Origin of the sequence: Corallococcus exercitus, assembly GCF_003611585.1 — a bacterium.
GTDB classification, from domain to species: domain Bacteria; phylum Myxococcota; class Myxococcia; order Myxococcales; family Myxococcaceae; genus Corallococcus; species Corallococcus exercitus.
The window spans coordinates 17057-38864 of record NZ_RAVW01000012.1 but is presented as its reverse complement, the minus strand read 5'-3'; the positions used below and the strand labels follow the sequence as shown (position 1 = coordinate 38864).

At 68.9% G+C, this 21808-nt stretch carries 19 protein-coding genes; 10 read left to right on the top strand and 9 right to left on the bottom strand.

Annotated features, from left to right (window positions below):
- The first annotated feature begins 44 nt into the window (after positions 1 to 44).
- Positions 45 to 572, top strand: a complete 528-nt coding sequence (def, locus tag D7W79_RS02925) for a peptide deformylase (protein ID WP_120523797.1) — start codon at positions 45 to 47, stop codon at positions 570 to 572.
- On the opposite strand, the gene nth is transcribed toward def, so the two are convergent.
- The gene (gene nth, locus D7W79_RS02920) at positions 569 to 1279 is read right to left on the bottom strand and encodes an endonuclease III (protein WP_120523796.1); all 711 of its coding nucleotides are present in this window, start codon (positions 1277 to 1279) and stop codon (positions 569 to 571) included. The two genes, def and nth, sit on opposite strands and share 4 nt — an antisense overlap.
- Before the next feature lie 36 nt (positions 1280 to 1315).
- Between nth and ltaE the strand changes: the two genes are divergently transcribed.
- Together ltaE and D7W79_RS02910 are read left to right on the top strand one after the other, a co-directional pair.
- Positions 1316 to 2341, top strand: a complete 1026-nt coding sequence (gene ltaE / locus D7W79_RS02915) for a low-specificity L-threonine aldolase (protein WP_120523795.1) — start codon at positions 1316 to 1318, stop codon at positions 2339 to 2341.
- Between the two features lie 483 nt (positions 2342 to 2824).
- Positions 2825 to 3847, top strand: coding sequence for a M23 family metallopeptidase (locus D7W79_RS02910; RefSeq protein ID WP_120523794.1), 1023 nt, complete (start codon positions 2825 to 2827; stop codon positions 3845 to 3847).
- Positions 3848 to 3875: 28 nt separating this feature from the next.
- On the opposite strand, the gene D7W79_RS02905 is transcribed toward D7W79_RS02910, so the two are convergent.
- The gene (locus D7W79_RS02905; RefSeq protein ID WP_014394187.1) at positions 3876 to 4145 is read right to left on the bottom strand and encodes an HU family DNA-binding protein; all 270 of its coding nucleotides are present in this window, start codon (positions 4143 to 4145) and stop codon (positions 3876 to 3878) included.
- A gap of 322 nt (positions 4146 to 4467) precedes the next feature.
- Between D7W79_RS02905 and D7W79_RS02900 the strand changes: the two genes are divergently transcribed.
- Complete coding sequence (locus D7W79_RS02900) at positions 4468 to 5925, top strand: hypothetical protein (protein WP_120523793.1); 1458 nt, start codon at positions 4468 to 4470, stop codon at positions 5923 to 5925.
- Here the strand turns inward: D7W79_RS02900 and D7W79_RS02895 are convergent.
- Complete coding sequence (locus tag D7W79_RS02895) at positions 5916 to 7028, bottom strand: alpha/beta fold hydrolase (RefSeq protein WP_120523792.1); 1113 nt, start codon at positions 7026 to 7028, stop codon at positions 5916 to 5918. The genes D7W79_RS02900 and D7W79_RS02895 overlap by 10 nt on opposite strands.
- A gap of 116 nt (positions 7029 to 7144) precedes the next feature.
- Between D7W79_RS02895 and pssA the strand changes: the two genes are divergently transcribed.
- From pssA to D7W79_RS02875, 4 genes are all read left to right on the top strand, one after another.
- Complete coding sequence (pssA, locus tag D7W79_RS02890; protein WP_120523791.1) at positions 7145 to 8005, top strand: CDP-diacylglycerol--serine O-phosphatidyltransferase; 861 nt, start codon at positions 7145 to 7147, stop codon at positions 8003 to 8005.
- A 69-nt stretch (positions 8006 to 8074) separates the two neighbouring features.
- The gene (locus D7W79_RS02885) at positions 8075 to 9343 is read left to right on the top strand and encodes a CinA family nicotinamide mononucleotide deamidase-related protein (protein ID WP_120523790.1); all 1269 of its coding nucleotides are present in this window, start codon (positions 8075 to 8077) and stop codon (positions 9341 to 9343) included.
- Positions 9340 to 10830 carry a hypothetical protein gene (locus D7W79_RS02880; protein WP_120523789.1) on the top strand — a complete coding sequence of 497 codons (1491 nt, stop codon included), beginning with the start codon at positions 9340 to 9342 and terminating at the stop codon, positions 10828 to 10830. Before D7W79_RS02885 ends, D7W79_RS02880 begins: the two co-directional genes overlap by 4 nt.
- 57 nt (positions 10831 to 10887) lie before the next feature.
- Positions 10888 to 11397 carry a DUF1285 domain-containing protein gene (locus D7W79_RS02875; RefSeq protein ID WP_208729622.1) on the top strand — a complete coding sequence of 170 codons (510 nt, stop codon included), beginning with the start codon at positions 10888 to 10890 and terminating at the stop codon, positions 11395 to 11397.
- Here the strand turns inward: D7W79_RS02875 and recA are convergent.
- On the bottom strand, positions 11394 to 12419 hold the full coding sequence (recA, locus tag D7W79_RS02870) for a recombinase RecA (RefSeq protein ID WP_120523787.1): 1026 nt from the start codon (positions 12417 to 12419) through the stop codon (positions 11394 to 11396). The genes D7W79_RS02875 and recA overlap by 4 nt on opposite strands.
- 281 nt (positions 12420 to 12700) lie before the next feature.
- On the opposite strand from recA, the gene D7W79_RS02865 reads away from it, so the two are divergent.
- A complete protein-coding gene (locus tag D7W79_RS02865; protein ID WP_120523786.1) occupies positions 12701 to 14080 on the top strand; it encodes an NAD(P)/FAD-dependent oxidoreductase in 1380 nt (459 codons plus the stop codon).
- Here the strand turns inward: D7W79_RS02865 and D7W79_RS02860 are convergent.
- From D7W79_RS02860 to D7W79_RS02840, 5 genes are all read right to left on the bottom strand, one after another.
- Positions 14003 to 15637, bottom strand: coding sequence for a YifB family Mg chelatase-like AAA ATPase (locus D7W79_RS02860; protein ID WP_120523785.1), 1635 nt, complete (start codon positions 15635 to 15637; stop codon positions 14003 to 14005). The genes D7W79_RS02865 and D7W79_RS02860 overlap by 78 nt on opposite strands.
- 226 nt (positions 15638 to 15863) lie before the next feature.
- Positions 15864 to 16379 carry an ExbD/TolR family protein gene (locus D7W79_RS02855; RefSeq protein WP_120523784.1) on the bottom strand — a complete coding sequence of 172 codons (516 nt, stop codon included), beginning with the start codon at positions 16377 to 16379 and terminating at the stop codon, positions 15864 to 15866.
- Positions 16379 to 16789: an ExbD/TolR family protein gene (locus D7W79_RS02850; RefSeq protein ID WP_120523783.1), complete on the bottom strand. Its 411-nt coding sequence runs from the start codon at positions 16787 to 16789 to the stop codon at positions 16379 to 16381. The genes D7W79_RS02855 and D7W79_RS02850 overlap by 1 nt, the downstream gene beginning before the upstream one ends.
- 101 nt (positions 16790 to 16890) lie before the next feature.
- Positions 16891 to 17565, bottom strand: a complete 675-nt coding sequence (locus tag D7W79_RS02845; protein ID WP_120523782.1) for a MotA/TolQ/ExbB proton channel family protein — start codon at positions 17563 to 17565, stop codon at positions 16891 to 16893.
- A gap of 74 nt (positions 17566 to 17639) precedes the next feature.
- Positions 17640 to 18383, bottom strand: a complete 744-nt coding sequence (locus tag D7W79_RS02840) for an energy transducer TonB (protein WP_120523781.1) — start codon at positions 18381 to 18383, stop codon at positions 17640 to 17642.
- Between the two features lie 230 nt (positions 18384 to 18613).
- Between D7W79_RS02840 and D7W79_RS02835 the strand changes: the two genes are divergently transcribed.
- Complete coding sequence (locus tag D7W79_RS02835; RefSeq protein ID WP_120523780.1) at positions 18614 to 21793, top strand: TonB-dependent receptor; 3180 nt, start codon at positions 18614 to 18616, stop codon at positions 21791 to 21793.
- The last annotated feature ends 15 nt before the right edge of the window (positions 21794 to 21808 follow it).

Below are 21808 nucleotides of genomic sequence, written 5' to 3'. Positions count from 1 at the left end.
GAACGGTTGCCCGTCGCGGTCCGGTGGGGTTAAGAGTTCCCCCCATGGTTCGCGAGATTCTCATCTGGCCCGACCCCATCCTGAAGCAGAAGGCCAAGCCCGTGGCGAAGGTGGACGACAAGGTCCGCGCGCTCATCAAGGACATGTTCGAGACGATGTACGCCGCCGAGGGCGTCGGTCTCGCCGCCCCGCAGGTGGGCATCCTCCAGCGCATCATCGTCCTGGACACCCGGCCGCAGCAGCCGGAGTCCAAGCCCCTGGCGATGATCAACCCGGAGTTCGTCTCGCTCGAAGGGGAGACGACCTACACGGAAGGCTGCCTCTCCATCCCCGGTGAGGCCGAGGACGTGGACCGCGCCGCCGTCGCCACCGTGCGCTACCTGGACGAGGACGGCCAGGAGCAGACGCTGCGCTGTGACGGCCTCCTCGCCATCGCCGTGCAGCATGAGACGGACCACCTGGACGGCACCGTCTTCGTGGACCACGTCTCCACGCTCAAGCGCGAGTTCATCCGCAAGCGCATGAAGAAGCTCAAGGCCTCGAAGGAGCAGGGCGCTCCGGCGTCCGCCTAGCCCTTCGCGGTGGCGCGCACGCCCTTCTTGGGGCAGCGGTCCGCCACCGCGCAGGTGCCGCACGCGGGCGAGCGCGCGAAGCACGTGCGCCGCCCGTGCCACACCAGCAGCTGATGCCCCAGCGTCCACCGCTCGCGAGGCAGCAGTGCCTGCAGGTCCTTCTCCACCTTGTCCGGGTCTTCGTGGGTGGTGAAGCCCAGCCGGTACGCCAGCCGCTTCACATGCGTGTCCACGGGGAAGGCCGCGTCCCCGCCCAGGTGGATGCACACCACGCCCGCCGTCTTCAGCCCCACGCCCGGCAACTCCGCCAGCGTGTCGCGCACCAGCGGCACCTGTCCGCCGTGCTCCGCGACCAGCGCGCGCGCCGTGGCGACGATGTTCTTCGCCTTCGCGCGGTACAGCCCGCAGGTGCGGATGAAGGGCTCCACGTCGGTAGGCTCGACGCGCGCGTAGGCCTGGGCGTCCGGGAAGCGGGCGAACAGGGCGGGGGTCACCAGGTTGACGCGCTTGTCGGTGCACTGCGCGGACAGGATGACGGCGACCAGCAGCTCCAGCGGCGTGCGGTAGTCCAGCTCGATGCGGGCGTCCGGCATGGCTGCTTCCAGACCGTCCAGGACCGACACCGCTCGCTGCCGCTTCTCCGCCACTGTCTCTCGCCGGGCCACGCGGGCGTTGTATGTCACGGGGCGGCCCCGCCCAAGCGCCATGGCGGGGCACCCTTTTTCCCCGCAGCGAGGAGAACCATGAAGCCCATCGACTTCCGCTCCGACACCGTGACGAAGCCCACGCCCGCCATGCGCAGGCTCATCGCCGACGCGGAGGTGGGCGACGACGTCTACGGCGAGGACCCCACGGTGCGCCGCCTGGAGGAGCGCGTGGCGGAGCGGCTCGGTCTGGAGGCCGCCGTCTTCGTCCCCTCCGGCACGCAGGCGAACCAGATCGCCATCGGCGTGCACTGCCGCTCCGGCGACGAGGTGTTGACGGAGGAGGGCAGCCACATCCTCCACTACGAGGGCGGCGCGGTGCCGGCGCTCTGGGGCGTGCAGCCCGCGCCCCTGCCGGGCGAGCGCGGCATCTTGAAGCCGGAGACCGTCGCGGCGGCGGTGCGCGAGGAGAACATCCACAACCCGCGAACACGCCTGCTCTCGCTGGAGAACACGCACAACCGGGGCGGCGGCACGGTGTGGCCGGTGGACCGCTTCCGCGCGGTGGTGGAGGCGGGGCGCAAGGCCGGGCTCGCGGTGCACCTGGACGGCGCGCGGCTGTTCAACGCGCAGGTGGCGGCGGGGAAGCCCGCGTCCGCGTGGGCGTCGCTGACGGACTCGACGGCGGTGTGCTTCTCGAAGGGGCTGGGCGCGCCGGTGGGCTCGGCGCTCGCGGGCAAGGCGGACGTCATCCGCGAGGCGCGGCGGCTGCGCAAGCGGCTGGGCGGAGGCATGCGGCAGGCAGGCATCCTCGCTGCGGCGGCGCTCTACGCGCTGGAGCACCACGTGGAGCGCCTGGCCGAGGACCACGCCAACGCGCGCCGGCTGGCGGAAGGCCTGGCCCAGGTGCCGGGCGTGAAGGTGGACCTGTCGCGCGTGGAGACGAACATGGTGTTCGCCGACCTGGTGCGTCCGGCGGCCGAGGCCTCCGCGCTGCTCCTGAAGCAGGGCGTGCTGGCCAACCCCACCGGTCCGCACTCCATCCGCCTCGTGTGCCACCTGGACGTGTCCAAGGCGGACATCGACGACGCCCTGGCGCGCATCCGCCAGGCCCTCGCCAGCTGACCCGGCCACGGTCTTCCAAACCTGTCCGACAGTCGGACAGGTTTCCGCTGCTCGCTGGAGCGGGAGTCCCCGGCCACGGCGCCTGGCAAGGCAGGCCTGATGGGGAACGTCAGGGCGAACGCGTCAGCGCAGGCGGCCCCCGAGTTGTCCCAACCTGTCCGACAGTCGGACAGGTTCGTGCGGTGCGCCGCCGAGCAGATGGCCAGCATCCAGGCCCGATGGGGCGCCTGGGCCTCTCTCCGCGTCCGCCACCTGACGCCGCCTCCTCACCCGCGTCCGGGAACTCCGAGCCGTCGCCACGCTCGCGCGCGACGAAGGGCCGCCGCGGACGGGAGTTCCAGTCGGCGGAATGACGGTCCGCTGGGACCCGGGGACGAGCCCCCTCCACGCCAGGTGCGGACCGCACGTACCTGTGCACCCGGGGGGAATGATCCACGGCCTGGAACAGGTGGACGGCCCGGCGCGTGGTAGGCTCCCTCCGCCGTGCGCCGACCCGCCGTCCTCGCCCTGCTGGCCCTCTCCGCCTGCGCCACGCCGCAGCGCGAGAAGATGAGCTTTGAGGAGCTGTACGCGACCTCGGGCGACAGCGGCTTCGTCAGCGACAGCGCGGCGCCCTTCCTCCCCCACGAACCGGAGCGCGCCCGGGGTCCGCTGGCGCCCGAGCGCTCTCCGGAGCTCGACGCCGCGCTCACCGCGTTCGCGCAGCAGGCCCAGGCCTACCGCGGGAAGGTCCAGCGCGGCAGCGCCATGCCCGCGGACCAGGTGCGCAACTGGGAGGCGATGAACGCGGCCCTGGACGCCTTCCTGGCCCGGCCGGTGGAGCACACCGACACCCGTGACCTGACGCGTGCCCGGGGCATCATGGAGGCCGAGCTGGAGCAGGACGCGCGCCTCTACGGTGACATGCCGGGCCCGCTCGCGGAGGCCGTGGTGGTGCGCGTGGGCCGTCTCATCGTGCGCGCGTCCACGCTGCGCCGCTGGGAGTTGCCGACGGAGCCCTCGGGCCCGCCGCGCCTCGCCTGGCCGGTGGAGCCGGTCACCATCACCAGCCTCTACGGGGAGCGCTGGCATCCCATCACCGGCCAGCTCCGCCGCCACTCGGGCGTGGACCTGGCGGCCCGCCGGGGACAGCCCGTGGGCGTCGCGGAGAAGGGCGTCGTCCTGCGTGCCGGCTGGAACGGCGACCACGGCAAGATGGTGGAGGTCCAGCACGACGGCCAGTGGGTGACGCGCTACAGCCACCTGTCCGAGGTCCTGGTGACGACCGGCGAGGTACTGGCGAAGGGCGACGTCGTGGGGCTCGCGGGGGACACAGGCCTGGCGACCGGCGTCCACGTCCACTTCGAGCTTTGGCACGACGGCAGCTCACTGGATCCGCTGGAAGCGCTCGTCGCCCCAGAGGCGGCCCCGGACACCTCCGAGGAGCGTCCCGTGGCCCGCATGCCTGCGGAGTCCCCCGTCCTCACGTCCCAGGGGCGTCACCCGGCCACGGGTTCGCGCCCCTGAGGGGGACGGGCCTTCAAAAGCCCTGCGACTACAGCGAGTTCTTCAGCTCCTTGGCGGGACGGAAACCGACCGTCTTCGACGCCTTGAGCTTCATCATCTCGTTGGTCTGCGGGTTGCGGATCTTCCGCGCCTTGCGCGAGCGCAGCGACCACGTGCCGAACCCGGGGTAGCTGAAGCGGGTGTCCTTCTTCACCGCCTTGCCGATGTTGGTGAAGACGCTGTCGAGGATCTGGGCGGCTTGCTTCTTCGTGAGCTTCGACTGCGCAGCCACCACCTCCACGAGCTCTGCCTTGGTCATGACACCCCTCCCTCTGCGTTGTCTGGCGTTGAACGAGCGGATGGCGGAGGTAACAAATCGAGGTTTCGACTGTCAATGCGCCACCCGCTCCCGAGCCGGAAATTCGGCCTCCGGCTGAAAACTGGCCTCTGAAAATACACCCTGTAGAGAGAGGGAGGATCGCATCTTTTGATACATCCTCACACTCCTACTTTTCCCATCAGGGGAAGTGATCGCCGTGTGATCGGCTTCGCATGAAAGTCTTTGGGAAATCGATCACTTAGCAGTGGGTCCTGATCCAGCTCCAGCAGGGTGCCATCAAGGGGCTAGAGTGCCTGCCCGCGTGTCCACCCGACTCCTGCCCTGGCTCCTGGCCCTGCTGTGCGCCTGCTCGCGGCCGACGCTGCGGCCGGACGCGACGGGCGAGCTCTGGGTGGACGGGGCGGCGGTGGCCGGAGACGGCACCCGGGAGCGTCCCTTGCGCGCCCTGGCCGAGGCCCTGAACCGTCCCGGCCCGCTGCTCGTGCACCTGGCCTCCGGCCGCTACGAGGGGCCCGTCCGGCTGCCGGAGGGAACCCGGCTCAAAGGGCAGGGCCCGTCCACGATCCTGGCCGTGACGGAACCTGGCGCCACCGTGGTGGAGGCCCGGGGGGCCACCGCCCTGGAAGCCCTGGTGGTGGAGGGAGGCGGCTGGGGCCTGGAAGCCCGGGGGCCGGTGCGGGTCGACGCCGTGACCTTCCGGAATCAGGCCCAGGGGGCGATCCGGCTGGGCGCGGGGCCGCTCGAAGGCAGGGAGCTGCGCTTCGAGGCGGGAGCGGGCAGCCAGGCGCAGGTCGCGGTCGGAGTGCTCGTGGAGGCTGTGATGGGGGCCACCCCCACGCCCTCCCTGATCCTCCGGGACAGTGAATTCGTGGGCGCCTACGAGCGCGCGGTCCGGGCCCGCAGTGGGGCCACGGTCCGTCTGGAGGGGGTGTCCTTCCATGGGCCCCGGACGGCGCTGAGCCAGGAGGGCGGCGTGGCGGAGGTCGAACGGGCGCGGGCCTCCGGGGGCGCGGGCACTGCGTTCTCCACGGTGGAGGGCACGCTGACGCTGGTGGACGTGCGGGTCCAGGGACACGAGTACGGCGTGACGACGAACCGGGCCCGGTTGTCGGTGCGCGGCTTCACCTCGGAGCACGCCACGCGCGCCGGCCTGGGGCTCACGGCGACGAGCGGCCTCCTGGAGGACGTGGTCGTGAAGGACGCGGGCAACTATGGGGCCTTGCAGCTCACGGCCTCGGACCTGGAGGTCCGGCGCTTCCGCCTGGAGGGCTCGCGGGAATACGGCGTGGTGGCATTGCAGGGACGCGTGCGCCTGCGCGAGGGCGTCATCACGGACGTGAGCACCGCGGATGGCATCGCGGGGGATGGGCTCCACCTGCGCCAGGTGGAAGCGGACGTCGACACCGTGACCGTCGAGCGAGTGAAGGGCTCCTGCGTGCTGGCGACCCAGCGGGCGCATGCGGTGCTCCGGAATGCCCGGCTCTCGGCGTGCGGACTCGCCGCGTTGGCGGTGGATACGCGGGCCACCCTGGAGGCCAGGAGCGTCGACGTGCGCGACACCTCGGGCTCCGTCCTGCTGGCCATCGAAGAGGGCCAGTTGCACGTGGCGGACCTCACCGCGAAGAACGCGACGGGCGAGCTGGTCTCCACCGACTGCGAGGGCCAGACGCGAGTCCACCTCCGCCACGTCGACGCGAGCAACAAACAGGGGCTGCAATCCCCCTGCGTCCAGCTCGACTCCAGCCCCCCTCAGCCCTGAGCGGGCGTGGGAGGCAGGGGCGTGGCGCGCTGTTCGAGCCACTCGCGGATGACGGGGTAGACCTCCATCGGAGCGCCGGTGCCGAAGATGAGGTCGCCGTGGCCGTAATCCATCTTGTCCCCGCGGTCCCGGCCGAAGACGTGCAGCGTGCGATCCGGTGACGTGAGCAGCGCGTACTGCGCCTCCACGTTGGCCGCGGTGGCGAGCCGGTCCGCGCTGCCGCCCATCACCAGCACGGGCATCTGGAGTTTCGCGATGCCCGCGCGCCAGTCCGTCTTGCGGTCGTAGGAGCGGAACGCGTCGTGGGAGATCCAGTCCTGGAACTGGAGCAGCACCTTGCGGCTCATCGCCGCCATCATGTTGACGGACAGCTGCCGCAGGACGCGTGGCGGGACGTGCCGGGGATTCACGACGATGTCCGACAGGGGCAGCGCGAGGTAGCCCAGGAAGGGCGCCACGCTGGCGCTCACCCACGACTGCCGGATTGCCCCGGGCCACGCGGCCCGCACGCCCAGCGAGATGAGCGTCCGCAGGAACGGCTCCGACTTGAGGTACACCGGCGCCCCCAACTCGAGCAGGCCCGCCAGCTTCCCGCTCTCGGGGCCCTGCGCCACGCCGTACCCCACCAGTCCGCCGAGGGAGTGGCCCAACCAGAAGGCCTGCTTCGCGCCGGTCTCCTTGAGCGCCAGCTCCAGCAGGGCTGGCCCGTCGTGCTGGATGTGGTCGTCGACGGTGAAGTCCGTGGGCCGCCGGCCCCGCGGCGGACGCTGCGAGTGCCCGGTGCCACGCCACTCCACGCTGAAGCAGTCGAACCCAGCCTCGGTGAGGTAGTGGGCCACGGAGTAGGGTGGCTCGAAGTCGAAGGTGAAGCGGTTGGCCGCCAGCCCGTGGCATAACAGGACAGGCTCGGCAAAGCGGCGCACCGGGGCCCGCCGCGCGTGCACGGTCAGTTCCCACCCATCCGCGCAACGCACGCGCAGCATCTCGGGGAGAGGCCCCTTGAGGCGGTACCACCGCCGCACGAGCAGGACCCACACGACGTTCACCAGCAGCAGGACAGCCGCCGCGGTCAATCCCCACAGGGCCCACTGCCCGTACGGCATTTCTCCTCCCATGCGACCCGGGACCGACTCCGGAGCGAATAAAACCCTGCTAAGGTTCGTTCCCTCGCCGTTTCTGCCACATGGGCAGCCGACCACCTGGGGAAGTCGAGGGAACGATGAAGCTGCGGAAACTGATGTTCGTGCTCCCGAACCTCTTCACCGTCACTTCCATCTTCTGTGGCTTCTACGCCATCACCCTGTGCTCGGGTGAGGCAGAACCGGTGCAGCTGTACCAGGCGGCCCTGGCCATCCTCTTCGCCATGTTCTTCGACGGGTTCGACGGACGGGTGGCCCGGCTGACGAAGACGCAGAGCGACTTCGGCATGCAACTCGACAGCCTCGCGGACGTCATGTCCTTTGGCGCGGCGCCGGCGCTGCTCGTCTACAAGTGGGCGTTGGCCCCCATGGGCTTCTGGGGCCTGTTCATCTCCTTCGCGTTCATGGCCTGCGGTGCCATGCGGCTCGCGCGCTTCAACGTGCTCGCCATGCGCAACCCGCACGGCGGTGGTGGCGGCTTCTTCGTGGGGCTCCCCATCCCGCTGGCGGCCGGCGTGCTCGTCTCCCTCATCATCTCCCACCACGTGGCCAGCCAGGGCGAGGCGCTCCATGACAGCGCGCGCATGCCGGTGGCGGTCGCGGTGGGCGCCCTGTCGCTGCTGATGGTGTCCACGGTGCGCTACCGCACCTTCAAGGACGCGCGTCCCAGCCGGAAGTCGGCGCTCGTCTTCATGGCCATGGCGCTCACGGGCGCGTTCATCGCCCAGCGGTTCCACCCGGCCTGGGTGCTGGTGACGTACTTCTTCGCGTACCTGCTGATGGGGCTGGTGGAGTCCGCGGTCTCCGTGCGCAGCCGGCTGGCCTCGCGCAAGGTCGGCGCAGTCGCCGCGGTGGCGGTGGCGGCCGGGCTCGACGAGGACGACGACGACGAGGACTCCGAGCCCAACGCCACCACGGACGACGGTCCCGCGTTCCTCTGAGCCGCCAGGCGCGGGAGCCAGGACGCGGACCGTGCCCTCCCGGCCCGGGGCCGCTAGGATGCCCGGCCCATGCGCGTCGAGCTGCTGTGCACCGGTGACGAGCTCGTCACCGGCCTCATCACGGACACCAACAGCACCTACCTGGAAGCCCGTCTCTTCGACCTGGGTGTGAAGGTCGCACGGGTGGCGGTGGTGGGGGATGTGCGGCCGGACATCACGGGCGCGCTGCTGGAGGCCTCGGCGCGCGCGGACGTGGTCATCGTCTCGGGAGGCTTGGGCCCCACGTCGGACGACTTCACGCTGGAGTGCGCCGCCGCGGCGGCAGGCGTGCCCATGCAAGAGGACGCACGGGTGCTCGGCTGGTTGAAGGAGCGCTACGCCGCGAGGGGCATGGCCCTCAATCCGGGGGCCCTGCGCATGGCGCGCATCCCCGCGGGCACCGAGCCGGTGCGCAATCCCCAGGGCTCGGCGCCGATGGTCATCCAGCAGCTCGGCCGCGCCCACCTGTTCTTTCTGCCGGGCGTCCCCCGCGAATACCGCGCCCTGGTGGACGGCGAGGTGCTGCCGCGCGTGCGCGCCTGGCTCGCCGCCGAACCCCACCGTACGTTCCGCGCCTTCCGTCTGCTGCGCACGGTGCGCCTCCCGGAGTCCGTGCTGAACGAGCAGGTGATGCCCCTGGCCCCCAGCCATCCCCGGGTGGTGTTCGGCTTCCGGACGCACGCGCCGGAGAACCACCTGAAGCTGATGGCCGAAGCCCCCACGCAGGCGGAGGCCGACGCCGCGCTCGCCGCCGCGGAGGCCGCCTGCCGGCAGGTGCTGGGCACGCACGTGTACGGCGCGGATGGCAACGAATACGCCCCCGTCCTCCTGGACCTGCTCGCGCGCGCCGGCCACACGCTGGCGGTGGCGGAGAGCTGCACGGGGGGCCTCGTCGCGCAGGAACTCACGGCCGTCCCCGGCTCCAGCCAGGTCTTCATCGGGGGCGCGGTCGCCTACTCGGAGAAGATGAAGTCCGCCTGGGTGGGCGTTCCCCCGGACCTCCTCGCGAAGCACACCGCCGTGTCGTCCCAGACGGCGCTCGCCATGGCGGAGGGAGTCCGCGCCGCCTGCGGCGCCACGTTCGGCCTGTCCGTCACGGGCTACGCGGGGCCCGGCGGAGGCACGCCCGACGACCCCGTGGGCACCGTGTACTGCGGCCTGGCCGGTCCCGGCATGGCGCCGCGCTGCGAGCGGATCTCGCTCGCGGGTGACCGGGACCGGGTCCGTCTGTTCGCCGCGTCCCACGTGCTGGAGATGTTGAGGTTGCACCTGCTCGCCGCCGCCCCCGTGTCGCCATGAGTCGCTCCAAATCAAAGCGTCCCCGTCCTTCCCCCGTGGAAGCGCCGTCCCCAGCCCCCGCCACCGCGAGCCAGCCAATCCCGGCCACGCCCGAGTCCGCCGCGCCGCTCTCCAGCCCCACGGCCGCGATGGAATCCACCCATCCCCCCACGCCTCCAGCCGGAGCAGGGGCTCATCCGGTGCGGAGCGCGGTACGCCTGTGGCTGTCGGCCTACCGGGTGGAGGTGATGCTGTTCCTGGTCGCGTTCGCGGTGCTGTCCAGCTTCAGCTCGCAGCGCTTCTTCCGGCAGAGCGCCGCGCCGCACTTCATCTACCAGGCGCAGTCCTGGCTGGAGGGACGGCTCGACGTGGATCCGCAGGTGTTGCCCAACCTGGAGGACTGGGCCTGCGTGCGGGTGGTGGATGGGCACAAGGTGCGGTGCGAAGGGCGCCTGCTCCGCGATGACCGCTGGTTCGTCAGCTTCCCGTCCTTCCCCGCGGTCGTGATGCTCCCCTTCGTCGCGCTGCACGGCTACCAGTTCAACGACACGTCGTTCGGCGTCTTCGTGGGCGCGCTCGCGGTGGCGCTCTTCTACTCGCTGCTGCGCTTCCTCGCGCAGGAAGGGGAGACGGAGCGCAACCGCAACGACAACGTGGTGCTGTCGCTGGTGCTCGCCTTCGGCACGCTGTTCTTCTACTGCGCCATCCGGGGCGAGGTCTGGTTCGGCGCGCAGGTGATGGGCGTGGCGCTCACGTGTCTGTACGTGCGCAACGCCGTCAAGGCGCGGCGTCCCGTGCTCGCGGGCGTCTTCTTCTCCATGGCCGTGCTTACCCGCACGCCCTTGGTGTTCGCGGGCCTCTTCTTCGTCCTGGAGGCGCTCTGCCCCGGCCCGGACCGGCTGGCCCAGCTCAAGGCCCTTCCGACCGCGTGGAAGCCCGCCCTCCGCAAGCTCGTGCTCTTCGGCGCGGGGGCCGGACCCCTCGCGCTGCTCGCCGCCGCCTACAACGTCTACCGCTTCGGCAAGCCGGGGGAGTTCGGCCACTCGTACTTCTACAACAACCGGGTGAACGCGGACATCGACCGCTTCGGGCTCTTCAACCTCGAGTACCTGTCGCGCAACATCCAGGCCGCGTTCCTCAAGCTGCCCCAGGTGTCGTTGTCTCCGCCGAGGTTGTCGTACGACCCGCATGGACTGTCGCTGCTGCTCACGCTGCCCCTGCTGGTGTTCCTGATGGTCCCCCGCACGCGTCCCCGGCTGCACTGGCCCTTGTGGTTGACCGTGGCGGTGTGCGCGCTGCCGGGCCTGTTCTACCAGAACACCGGTTACATGCAGTTCGGCTTCCGGTTCAGCCTGGACTACACACCCTATCTGTTGCTGCTCTTCGCCATTGGTGGATGGTCGCTGCGCAACCGCGCGGTGGTGACCGTGCTGGCGCTTGGCGTTCTGGTGAACTTCTGGGGAGCCGTGGCCTTTCGCGGCTACACGGAGTTCGTGCGGAACTGGTAGGGCTCCAGGGCCCGACGGCTTGAATCCGCCGGGCCCCACCCGCACATCAAGGGCGACATGCAACCTCCCACCGGTCAGCCCCCTCCTGGCAAGCGTTGGCACACCCGTGAGGACAGCGGCATCCGCCTGGATGCGGCGTTGCGCTGGTGGCACGACGACGAGCCCATCGAGCATCCGAAGATCATCGAGCTCTTCAACGCCTCGCTGGTCCTGGACGACGACGGGCGCTACCAGCTCCGCATCGCCCCGGACTGGTGCTACGTCCAGGTGGAGGACGCGGCCTACGAAGTGCGCACCGTGGACGTCACGTCGGACGAGCGTGTGTCCCTGCGCCTGAGCGACCGGACGGCGGAAGCCCTGGACCTGGGGTCGCTCCAGCTCTCGCCGGAGGGAGTCCTCACCTGCCGCGTGAAGCAGGGCAGGGCGAAGGCCCGCTTCTCTCGCGATGCGCAGTACCAGTTCGGTGAGCTGCTGGAAGAGGGCCCTGAAGGGCACCTGGTGCTGCGCGTGGGCCAACGCCAATGGGAGGTCCCCCTCTCGCTGGATGCACTCCAGGCCGCGCCCTAGGCCGCCTCGGCGGACGCGGGCGGCACGGCAGGCGTGGCCGCACCCACCAGGTCCCGGGCGAGAGACTCCAGGACGTCCGGGTGCTCTCGCAACCACTCGCACGCGCGCTCGCGGCCCTGGCCGATGCGTTCGCCCCGCAGGCTGAAGTGGCTGCCCGACTTCTCCACCACACCCGCGCCCACGGCCAGGTCCAGCACCTCGGCGGCGCGGTGGATGCCCGTGCCGTAGAGCACGTCGAACTCCGCCTCCTGGAACGGTGGCGCCAGCTTGTTCTTCACCACCTTCACGCGGGCCCGTGAGCCCACCACCGCATCGCCCTCCTTGAGGTTGCCCGTGCGGCGGATCTCCATCCGCACCGACGCGTAGAACTTCAGCGCGTTGCCGCCCGTGGTCGTCTCCGGGTTGCCGAACATCACGCCAATCTTCATGCGGATCTGGTTGATGAAGATGATGCAGGTGCCGGAGCGGCTCACGGCGCCGGTGAGCTTCCGCAGGGCCTGACTCATCAGCCGCGCCTGGACGCCCATGTGCGCGTCCCCCATCTCCCCTTCGATTTCCGCGCGGGGCACCAGCGCCGCCACCGAATCCACCACGATGAGGTCCACGGCGCCCGAGCGCACGAGCTGCTCGGTGATCTCGAGCGCCTGCTCACCGGTGTCCGGTTGCGCCACAAGCAGTTCCTCCGTGCGCACCCCCAGCTTGCGCGCGTAGGACAGGTCCAGCGCGTGCTCCGCGTCGATGAAGGCCGCCACGCCTCCCACGGCCTGCACCTGGGCAATGGCATGCAGGGTGAGCGTCGTCTTGCCGGAGGACTCATTGCCGAACAGCTCCACCACGCGTCCTCGCGGATAACCCCCCACGCCCAGCGCCCGGTCCAATCCCACCGAGCCCGTGGGAATGACCGCCACCTTCTGCTCCGGTGCGTCCGCGCCGAGCGTCATCACCGCGCCCCGGCCGAACTGCTTCTCGATGGACGCCACCGCCGCCGCCACTGCCTTCAACTTCTCCGTCAGCCTGCTCATCTCGTCTGACTCCCTCGCCGCCCTGCGGGCTGGATGCCTCGGCGGCAGGCAGAGCAACGGTCATGCCGCGCAGGCTTCCGGGGAGATGGGCCTGCAAGGGCGTCCAGGTCCGCCCGGTCCGTCCGAAGTGGCGGAGCGGCATGGCTGTCTCCCGGGGGATGAGAAGTCGCAAGGAGAGGGCGTCCGCGCATAAGCAGACACGGGGGGACGTGACAGGCCAGCTTGGTGGGATGGAAGGCTTTGCATTGAATCCCGGGCACGTCGGCGTGACATCTCATCCCGTGAATACGACCCGTGAGAACCTTCCCCATGTGGTCATCCTGGGAGGCGGCTTCGGCGGCCTCTACGCGGCCCGGTACCTGCGTAAGGCAGGGGTTCGCGTCACGATGGTGGACCGTCACAACCACCACCTCTTCCAGCCCCTGCTGTACCAGGTGGCCACGGCGACGCTGAGCCCCAGCGACATCGCCGCGCCGCTGCGGGCGATGCTTGGTCGCAGTCACGTCCAGGTGCTGCTCGCGGAAGTGACCGGCGTGGACACCGCGCGCAAGCGTGTCGTCCTGGCGGACGGCGAGCTGGCGTACGACTTCCTCATCGTGGCCACCGGAGCGACGCACTCGTACTTCGGCAACGAGGCATGGTCGCGGCACTCGATGGGGTTGAAGACCGTCGAGGATGCCCTGGAGATCCGCCGCCGTGTGCTGCTCGCCTTCGAGCAGGCCGAGCGCGAACCGGACCCCGAGCGCCGCCGCGCGCTGCTCACCTTCGCCATCATTGGCGCGGGCCCCACGGGCGTAGAGCTGGCGGGAGCCCTGGCGGAGATCAGCCGCAATTCATTGTCGGGTGACTTCCAGAACATCGACCCCCGGGATGCGCGCGTCATCCTCATCGAGGGCATGGACCGCGTGCTTCCCACCTACCCGGAGAATCTTTCGGGCGAGGCCCGCCGGGTGCTGGAGAAGCTCGGCGTTGAGGTCCGCACGGGCACCCGGGTGACGAACATCGACGCGGCGGGCGTGGACATGGGCCCTGAACATCTGGCGGCCCGTACGGTGCTCTGGGCCGCGGGTGTGGAGGCCTCGCCCGTGGCCCGCTCGCTGGGTGTGACGCTGGACAGGGCAGGCCGCGTCCCGGTGACGCCCGAGCTCACCGTGCCCGGGCATCCCGACATCTTCGTCGTGGGTGACCTGGCGCTCGTGAAACAGGACGACGGAAGCGCGGTCCCAGGAGTGGCGCCCGCGGCGATGCAGGAGGGCAAGCACGCGGTGCTCAACCTCCGCCGCCAGCTCGCGGGCCAGCCCATGCAGCCGTTCCGCTACTGGGACCGGGGAACCTACGCCGTCATCGGCAGGGGCCATGCCGTGGGCGTGGCCTTCCGCCGCGTCAAGCAATCCGGCTTCATCGCCTGGCTGGCCTGGCTCTTCATCCACATCACCTTCCTCATCGGCTTCCGAAGCAAGCTGGCCGTGCTGCTCAACTGGGCCTACTCGTACCTGACGTTCGGCAGGTCGGCGCGGATCATCACCGGCCCCGCGCCCCGCCTGGATGAGCGGGTCGTGCATCCCTTGCCCGCTGGGGAAGGGTCAGCTCTTGTAGGGCGGGAAGCCGTGGCTCCCGTCGTTCTCGGAAGGCGGGTTCCTGACAGGCGAGGGGAGGGGTAAAGCCACTGCTCCCTGGGTATTTGTATGCAGCCAGCCCCGGCGGTCCAGCATCCGGCAGTCGACGGCGAGTCGCAGGTCCACGTCCTCGATACGTCCGTGGTCCTCCAGGTCCGCGCGGGTCAGTGCCAGCTTGAGGATGCGGTCGTGCGCCCGAGCGGACAGGCCGTGTTGCTGAACCGCCTTTTTCAGATCCTTCTCCGCGCTCGGAGACAGCACGCAGAAGCGGCGCAGCAGATGCGATGGCATCTGTGCGTTGCAGTGCACGTCTGGCGTGTCCTGGAAGCGGACGCGCTGCCGCTCGCGCGCGGCCTGGACTCGCTGCCGGTAGTACTGGCTCGGCAGCTCCGGCGTCTTCGCCGCCAGCTGGTGGTACTCCACCGGCCGCGTCTGCACGGTGATGTCGATGCGGTCCATCAACGGCCCGCTGATGCGCGTGTGGTAGTCGAAGACGCGGTGCTCGCGGCAGGTGCACTTGTGCCCCGGGACGTTGAAATAGCCACAGGGACAGGGGTTCATCGCCGCGACCAGCATGACGCGGCACGGATAGGTGATGTGCTGAGTGGCCCGCGCCAGGTGGATGACCCCTTCCTCCAGGGGCTGTCGCAGCACCTCCAGGACGTTCTTCCGGAACTCCGGAAGCTCGTCGAGGAACAGCACCCCATGATGCGCCAGGGACAACTCTCCCGGACGCGCCATGGGGCCTCCACCCACCAGTCCTGCGTCGGACAGCGTGTGGTGGGGCGAGCGGAACGGCCGCTCTTGCACCAGCGCCTGTTCGTCCCCCAGCAGTCCCTGGATGGAGTAGACCTTCGTCACCTCCAGGGCCTCATCGAACGTCATCTCAGGAAGGATGCCCGGCAGCCGCCGAGCCAGCATCGTCTTGCCTGAACCCGGAGGTCCGGCCATCAGTAGGTTGTGGCCGCCGGCCGCCGCCAGCTCCAACGCCAGCTTCAGTTCCGGCTGCCCGCGCACGTCGGCCATGTCCGCGACCTCCTGGCGACGAGCCCCTGGCGCAGTCCCCGTGCGTGTCAGCGGCGTCAGGGGCGCCTCGCCCGTGAGGTGCCCCACCGCCTCGCGCAGGTGGGCCACCGGCAGCACCTGGATTCCCTCCACCAACGCTCCCTCCGCTGCGTTCGCGGCCGGCACCATGATCCCGCGATAGCCGCCGTTGCGGGCCGCCACGGCCAGGGGCAGCACGCCCTTGATGGGCTTGATGGAGCCGTCCAGCGACAGCTCGCCGCCAAAGAGGTAGCGCCCCAGGGGCTCCTCCTCCATCAGCCGTGCCGCCGCCAGGACACCCAGCGCGATGGGCAGCTCGAACGCCGCCCCTTCCTTGCGCAGATCCGCCGGCGCCAGATTGACCGTGATCCGCTTCTGCGGAAGGTCGAAGCCCGCGTTCTTCAGCGCGGAGACCACCCGGACCTTCGACTCCCGGGCTGCTCCCTCCGGCAACCCCACGACGTTGAAGTAGGGCAGTCCGAGGGCCATGTCGACCTCGCACTCCACCACCACCGCGTCGATGCCCATCAACGCCCCCGACCGCACCCTCGCCAGCATCGTCTCCCCCGTCCCAACCCGTATGGGGGAGGGGAGAGCAATGCCCATACCGGCCCTGCGTCCTCGTGGGCGGCCACCCGCGGCCATCCATCGCGCCAGACGTCGGGTCCCGGTCGGGGACACGTTGCCCGAAAAAAGCAGAAGCCCGCTGGCGTCGGAACGCCAGCGGGCTTCGGATGGAATCAGTGACGAGGCTTCGCGCGTCAGCGCTGCCTGAAGCTGTGGATCAGGGCGCCGGCGTGGGGGCAGGCGCGGGTGCCGCACCGTCCGGCGTGGTCGCCGTGCCCTGGATGACCGCGTTCTGGGGAAGCTCGGTGGCCATGCCCAGGATCTTCGCTCCCGCGGCACGGGCGCCGTCGAGCGCCACCACGAGCTTGCCGTAGTTCGCCGCGTCATCCGCCATGAAGAAGACGACCTTCTCGTCCGGCTTCTTGGCGTTCAGCATCCGCTTGAGGCGGGGGATGTAGTCCGACGCGGGGATCTGCTCCGTGTTGATGGAGTAGGCGCCGGCCTTGTCCACCTGCACGACGATCTGCTGATCATCCGGCTCCGGCGGCGGCTGGTTCTCCTCCACTTCCGTCTCCGGGACCCGGACGAGGATGTCCTTCTCCAGGAGAGGCGTCACCACCATGAAGATGATGAGGAGCACCAGCACCACGTCCACCAGCGGCGTGACGTTGATCTCCGAGTTCGGCGCGGACGCGGGCTTGACCCACTGACGCTGCTTGGTTCCTCGGGACATTACTTCTTCTCCTCGACACCCAGGGCGATCTGCTTCGCCTTCGCCTTGCGGGCCGTGTCCAGCACCTTGCGCACATCGCCCACGTTCAGGGCGTTGTCACCCTTCAGCAGGATCTTCTTGCCTGGATCCTTCACCAGCTCGGCGGCGATCTTCTCCTGGAGCCCCTTCTCGTCGACCTCATCGTTCTCCACGAACATCTTCTTGTCCGGGGTGATGGAGAGGATCAGCGGGTCGGCTTCCTTGCCTTCCTTTTCGATCTCCGTGGCCTTGGGCAGCTCCACGGACTTGCCGCGCTGGAGCATGGGCGTCACGACCATGAAGATGATGAGGAGCACCAACACCACGTCCACCAGGGGCGTGACGTTGATCTCGCTCTTGATGCCCCCTTTGGGGCCTGCTGACATTCCCATGCGTGCACCTGTGTCCGGGAAGGGATTCCCACCCCGGGGCAGCGCGGCTTCTCAGCCGAGCCACCCTCATGGGTGGGGGGTCCCAGGGTGTGGGCTACGACTCAGGCCGCGTGCGAACCGCCGCCCACGTGCCGCGCCACCACGTCCAGGAACTCGTTGGAGGACTCGGAGATGTCCACGGAGCGGGCATCCACCCAGCCCTGCAGGAAGTTGTAGGCCATCACGGCGGGGATCGCCACGAGCAGACCGAACGCCGTGGTGATGAGCGCCTCGGAAATACCGGCGGAGATGGTCGCCAGACCGCCCGAACCCGCGGCCGCCATGAGCTGGAAGGCGTTCACGATACCCATCGTGGTGCCCAGCAGGCCGACGAACGGGGCCGTCGAACCGACGGTGGCCAGCAGGCCCAGGCCGCGCTTGAGGCTCTGCACCTCGCGCTGCGCCTGGCGCTCCAGGGCGCGGGCCACGGACTCAACCGCCAGGTCCTTGTTTCCAGGGCTGATCCGGTATGCCGTCAGGCCGGAGTTGATCACGCGGCCCAGGTGGCCCACGTCCTTGCCCAGGTTGGTGTTCGCGGCGGTGGTCAGGTCGCCCTTCGCGAGGATCGCGCCCATCTTGGCGGCGAAGTTGCGGCTGTCAGAACGCGTCTTGCGGAAGACGATGATCCGCTCCGCCATGACGACCAGCGACGCCACCGACATGATGGCGAGGGTGAAGATGATCAAGCGGGCGAAGAGGCCCGTGTGGTGCCAGATGTCAGCAAGGGTAAATTGCATGGCTGTGGAGCGCTCCTCCTCACGAGCGCGGGGTTATGTTCGGCGGACTGCTCAAGCGGGGCTGCCAGGCTGGATCAGCGCGGCAGCTTCAGGTTGAAGTTGAACGTGTACTGAACTTCGACCGGCCTGCCCTGGAACGTGACCGGCTTGTAGCGTGAGGCGGTGAGCACGTCCATCACGGCCTGTTCCATGTGAGGGAGCGGCTTGATCGTGCGGCAGCGCTCGACCTTTCCCTCGGTCGTGATCACGCACTTCACGATCATCAGACCCTGCACGCGCGCCTCGAGGGCCTCACGCGTGTAGCTGACTTCGGGACCCGCGATCTTCTCGGGACGCGTCATGCCCTGGCCGAACGCCAGCACGTCCGTGCCCGTTCCACCCAACTGACCGCCCACCACGCCGCCAATCACACCGCCGACCACGCCACCCACCACACCGCCCGCGACGCCGCCTTCGACGCCACCCTCGACCTCGGACTCGCTCGCCTCTTCCTCGGGCTCGGGCGCCTCTTCGGTCTCCTGCGGCTTCTGCTGCGGGATCTCCTTCGGCTGGACGATCATGTCCTTGGGCTTCTTGGGCGTGACCTTCTTCTCCGTCTTCGGCTTCGACGCCGGAGGAGGCGGAGGAGGAGGAGGCGGAGGCGGCGCCATGGTCGCCTTCAGCGTGACCTCAACTTCCTTCTCCTCCACGGGAGGCGGGCGCGTGGAGAGATAGGCCACAAGACCCAGCAGGCCGACGTGGAGCACCGTGGAAACGCCAGCACCCACGCCGAAGCGCGACTTGGGTCCTTGCCCGCGGTCAAGGACTGAATCGAACATGCACGTAACTCCTCTTCACCAGTGGACTGCCCGTCCCCGCCATGCCCGGATTGAAGGGCGGCCACCATACAGAAAAGGGTTCCGGGTTCAAGCAACCGTGTTTGATGCCGCCAACGTGATCGCGCAATGCCCCACTGGTCACCAAAAAGCAACGGTCTATTGACAACTGCTTGACCTCGGATATTTTCCGGAGTCATTTTCGGTTGCAGCCCACCTTGGAGGGGTTTGGTATGCAAGTGAAACAAGTACTTCGGGAAACCGGAGTCGTCCTTGCTGCAGGTCTGTTGTACGGATCCGCGGCTTTCGCGCAGTCCAGCGTCATCATCGGCACTGTCATCAACACTGAGGACAAGAAGCCGGCAGCTGATGTCGTTGTCACCGCCACCTCGCCCAACCTGCAGGGCGAGCAGACCGTGGTTACCGACGCACAGGGTAACTACCGTATTCCCCAGCTCCCGCCGGGCACGTATACGTTGCGGTTCGAGAAGGAGTCGTTCAAGCCTTTCGCCCGCCCTGAAATCCAGCTGCTGCTCAACCGCACCATCCGCGTCAACGTCGAACTGCTCCCCGAGAACTTCACGATCTCGGAGACGGTCGTTGGCTCGCCGCCGACGATCGACGTCGGTTCGACGAACCAGGGCGTCAACGTTGATCAGGAGTTCATCAAGCGCATCGCGGTGGCCCGTCCGGTGGGCAAGGGTGGCGCGACGCGCTCCTTTGAATCCCTGGCGGAGCTCGCCCCGGGCGCCCAGTCCGACCAGTACGGCGTGTCCATCAACGGCACGACCTCGCCTGAGAACGGCTACGTGGTGGACGGCCTGTCCACGAACGACCCTGCCTTCGGCGTGAACGCCAGCCCGCTCAGCATCGAGTTCGTGCAGGACGTGAACATCATCACCGGCGGCTACATGCCGGAGTTCGGTCGCTCCACGGGCGGTGTGATCAACGCGGTGACCCGGTCGGGTTCCAACGAGTTCCACGGCTCCGTGTTCGCCAACTGGACGCCGGGCGCCCTGGAAGGCAACCGGAAGCTGGTCATCGAGGACGGCACCACGGTCACCGGCCTGAACGCCCTGAGCAACCTGGGCGACTTCGGCGCGACCCTCGGCGGCCCCATCCTCAAGGACAAGCTCTGGTTCTTCGCCGGCTTCGCGCCGTCGTTCCAGCGCTACGAGCACACCCGCGCCCTCAACGCCTTCACGCTGAATGACGACGGCGAAGTGGCGAAGGATGCGAACGGCTTCAGCGTCGTCCAGCAGATCCCGGGTTCCGAGCGGACGTACTTCGCTGACTCCCGCACGATCCAGTTCATGGGCAAGCTGACGTACCTCATCAACCAGGACCACAACGTGTCGTTCGCCCTGAACGGCACCCCGACCGTGTCGGGTGGTCTGGGCAAGCTGCAGATCAGCCCCCGCTCGGGTGGTCTGCCCGCGGCCCAGAACTCGCGTCCCGAGGACATCGGCCAGACCGAGAACCGCGCGAACACCACGGCGCTCGCCCTCAAGTACGCGGGCGCGTTCATGGACAAGAAGGTCCTGGTCGACGCCAACCTCGGTTGGTTCCACCAGACCGCGGGCACGCCTCCGGCGGACGGCACCGCCATCGGCGACACCACCGGCCTGGCGGGCTACGCCCTGGCGCAGTACACCCGCACGCGTCCCCTGACGCAGTTCGAGAACGTCCCGAACGCGGAAGAGTACTGCGGCACGACCACGGCGGAGCAGGCCCTGCGCTGCCCGGCGACGAACTACTTCGTCGGCGGCCCCGGCTTCATGTCCGAGGCCACGCTGGACCGCTACCAGATCAACGCCAAGGCGACCTACCTGCTCAACGCGGCCGGTACGCACGTCTTCAAGGCGGGCGTGGACACGGAGTTCCTGACCTTCGACCAGAAGAAGGCCTACTCCGGTAGCGTGTGGCTGCAGGAGAGCAGCAGCCTGGTGAACGGCCGCCGCATCTGGGTGGACAACCGCCGCTACGGCTACCAGACGGCCCCGGACACTCCGGTGTTCGAGAGCCTGCAGAAGTCCTCCACGAGCGGCACCACCATCGGTGGTTTCCTCCAGGACAGCTGGTCCATCGCGAACCGCGTCACCCTGAACCTGGGCGTGCGCTACGACGTGCAGTCCATGTACGGCGGCGACGGCAACCTGGCCCTGAAGCTGGGCAACCAGTGGTCGCCCCGCATCGGCGCCGTGGTGGATCCGTTCGCCAACGGCCGCGCGAAGCTGTTCGTCAACTTCGCCCGGTACTACGAGCAGGTTCCGCTCAACATGATGGACCGCGCCTTCCCGGGTGAGCGCCGCTTCAGCGCGCGTCGCTACCTGGCGGAGCCGGGGGAGGCCGGTGGCTGCGATCCTTCCACCCTGGAAGGCCAGCGCGGCAACTGCGCGTCCGACGCGTTCATCGCGCCGCGCGCGGAGAGCACGGCCAACGCGAACCAGCTCTACACGGGCGGTCTGGTGCAGAGCGAGCCGGTGGATCCGGACATCCAGCCCCAGTCCTCCGACGAGCTCGTGGTCGGCGGCGAGTACGAGCTCCTGGCGAACACCCGCCTGGGCGCGAGCTACACGCACCGCGACATGAACAAGGTCATCGAGGACATGAGCCGCGATGACGGCAACACGTACTTCCTTGGCAACCCCGGCAGCGGCTTCGCCAAGGAGTTCCCGACCCCGCAGCGTGACTACGACGCGGTCACCGTCTACCTGAACCGCACGTTCACGGACGGCTGGCTGGCGCAGGCGAGCTACACGTGGTCCCGCCTGTACGGCAACTACCCCGGTCTGTTCCGTCCGGAGAACAACCAGCTCGATCCGAACATCCTCGCGGACTTCGACCTGATTGCCCTCCTGAACAACCGCACGGGTCTGCTGCCCTTCGACCGCACGCACGCCATCAAGGTGTTCGGCGCCAAGGAGTTCAACATCTCCAACGCGCTGTCGGCGAGCATCGGTCTGTCCTACCGCGGCAACTCCGGTACGCCGATCAACTACCTCGGTGCCTACCCGGGCTACGGCCAGGATGAGACGTTCATCCTGCCGCGCGGCAGCGGCGGTCGCACCCCGTGGATCAACAGCATCGACTCCAACGTGGGCGTGAACTACCGCGTGAGCAAGGACAGCGTGGTGTCCTTCACCCTGGACGTGTTCAACCTCTTCAACTTCCAGGGCGTGGAGAGCGTGGACGACTCCTACACGTTCTCGCAGGTCCTCCCGGTCTACGATCCGAAGACCAAGACCTCCGGCACTGCGGCTGACCTGCCGACGGCGGACAGCGAAGGCCGCGTTCCGCTCGCGGACGGCTCGGGCAACCTGGCGTTCGAGGACGTGAACAAGAACTACAAGAACCCGGACCGTTACCAGGCCCCGCGGCAGATCCGCTTCGGTGTCCGGTACACGTTCTAATCACCTGACCACGTG

Excerpts from the sequence above, each read along its gene's own strand:
- def (WP_120523797.1), top strand. The coding sequence starts at position 45 with ATGGTTCGCGAGATTCTCATCTGGCCCGACCCCATCCTGAAGCAGAAG.
- nth (WP_120523796.1), bottom strand. The coding sequence starts at position 1,279 with ATGGCGCTTGGGCGGGGCCGCCCCGTGACATACAACGCCCGCGTGGCC.
- ltaE (WP_120523795.1), top strand. The coding sequence starts at position 1,316 with ATGAAGCCCATCGACTTCCGCTCCGACACCGTGACGAAGCCCACGCCC.
- D7W79_RS02905 (WP_014394187.1), bottom strand. The coding sequence starts at position 4,145 with ATGACCAAGGCAGAGCTCGTGGAGGTGGTGGCTGCGCAGTCGAAGCTC.
- D7W79_RS02895 (WP_120523792.1), bottom strand. The coding sequence starts at position 7,028 with ATGCCGTACGGGCAGTGGGCCCTGTGGGGATTGACCGCGGCGGCTGTC.
- pssA (WP_120523791.1), top strand. The coding sequence starts at position 7,145 with ATGAAGCTGCGGAAACTGATGTTCGTGCTCCCGAACCTCTTCACCGTC.
- D7W79_RS02885 (WP_120523790.1), top strand. The coding sequence starts at position 8,075 with ATGCGCGTCGAGCTGCTGTGCACCGGTGACGAGCTCGTCACCGGCCTC.
- D7W79_RS02880 (WP_120523789.1), top strand. The coding sequence starts at position 9,340 with ATGAGTCGCTCCAAATCAAAGCGTCCCCGTCCTTCCCCCGTGGAAGCG.
- D7W79_RS02875 (WP_208729622.1), top strand. The coding sequence starts at position 10,888 with ATGCAACCTCCCACCGGTCAGCCCCCTCCTGGCAAGCGTTGGCACACC.
- recA (WP_120523787.1), bottom strand. The coding sequence starts at position 12,419 with ATGAGCAGGCTGACGGAGAAGTTGAAGGCAGTGGCGGCGGCGGTGGCG.
- D7W79_RS02860 (WP_120523785.1), bottom strand. The coding sequence starts at position 15,637 with ATGCTGGCGAGGGTGCGGTCGGGGGCGTTGATGGGCATCGACGCGGTG.
- D7W79_RS02855 (WP_120523784.1), bottom strand. The coding sequence starts at position 16,379 with ATGTCCCGAGGAACCAAGCAGCGTCAGTGGGTCAAGCCCGCGTCCGCG.
- D7W79_RS02850 (WP_120523783.1), bottom strand. The coding sequence starts at position 16,789 with ATGGGAATGTCAGCAGGCCCCAAAGGGGGCATCAAGAGCGAGATCAAC.
- D7W79_RS02845 (WP_120523782.1), bottom strand. The coding sequence starts at position 17,565 with ATGCAATTTACCCTTGCTGACATCTGGCACCACACGGGCCTCTTCGCC.
- D7W79_RS02840 (WP_120523781.1), bottom strand. The coding sequence starts at position 18,383 with ATGTTCGATTCAGTCCTTGACCGCGGGCAAGGACCCAAGTCGCGCTTC.
- D7W79_RS02835 (WP_120523780.1), top strand. The coding sequence starts at position 18,614 with ATGCAAGTGAAACAAGTACTTCGGGAAACCGGAGTCGTCCTTGCTGCA.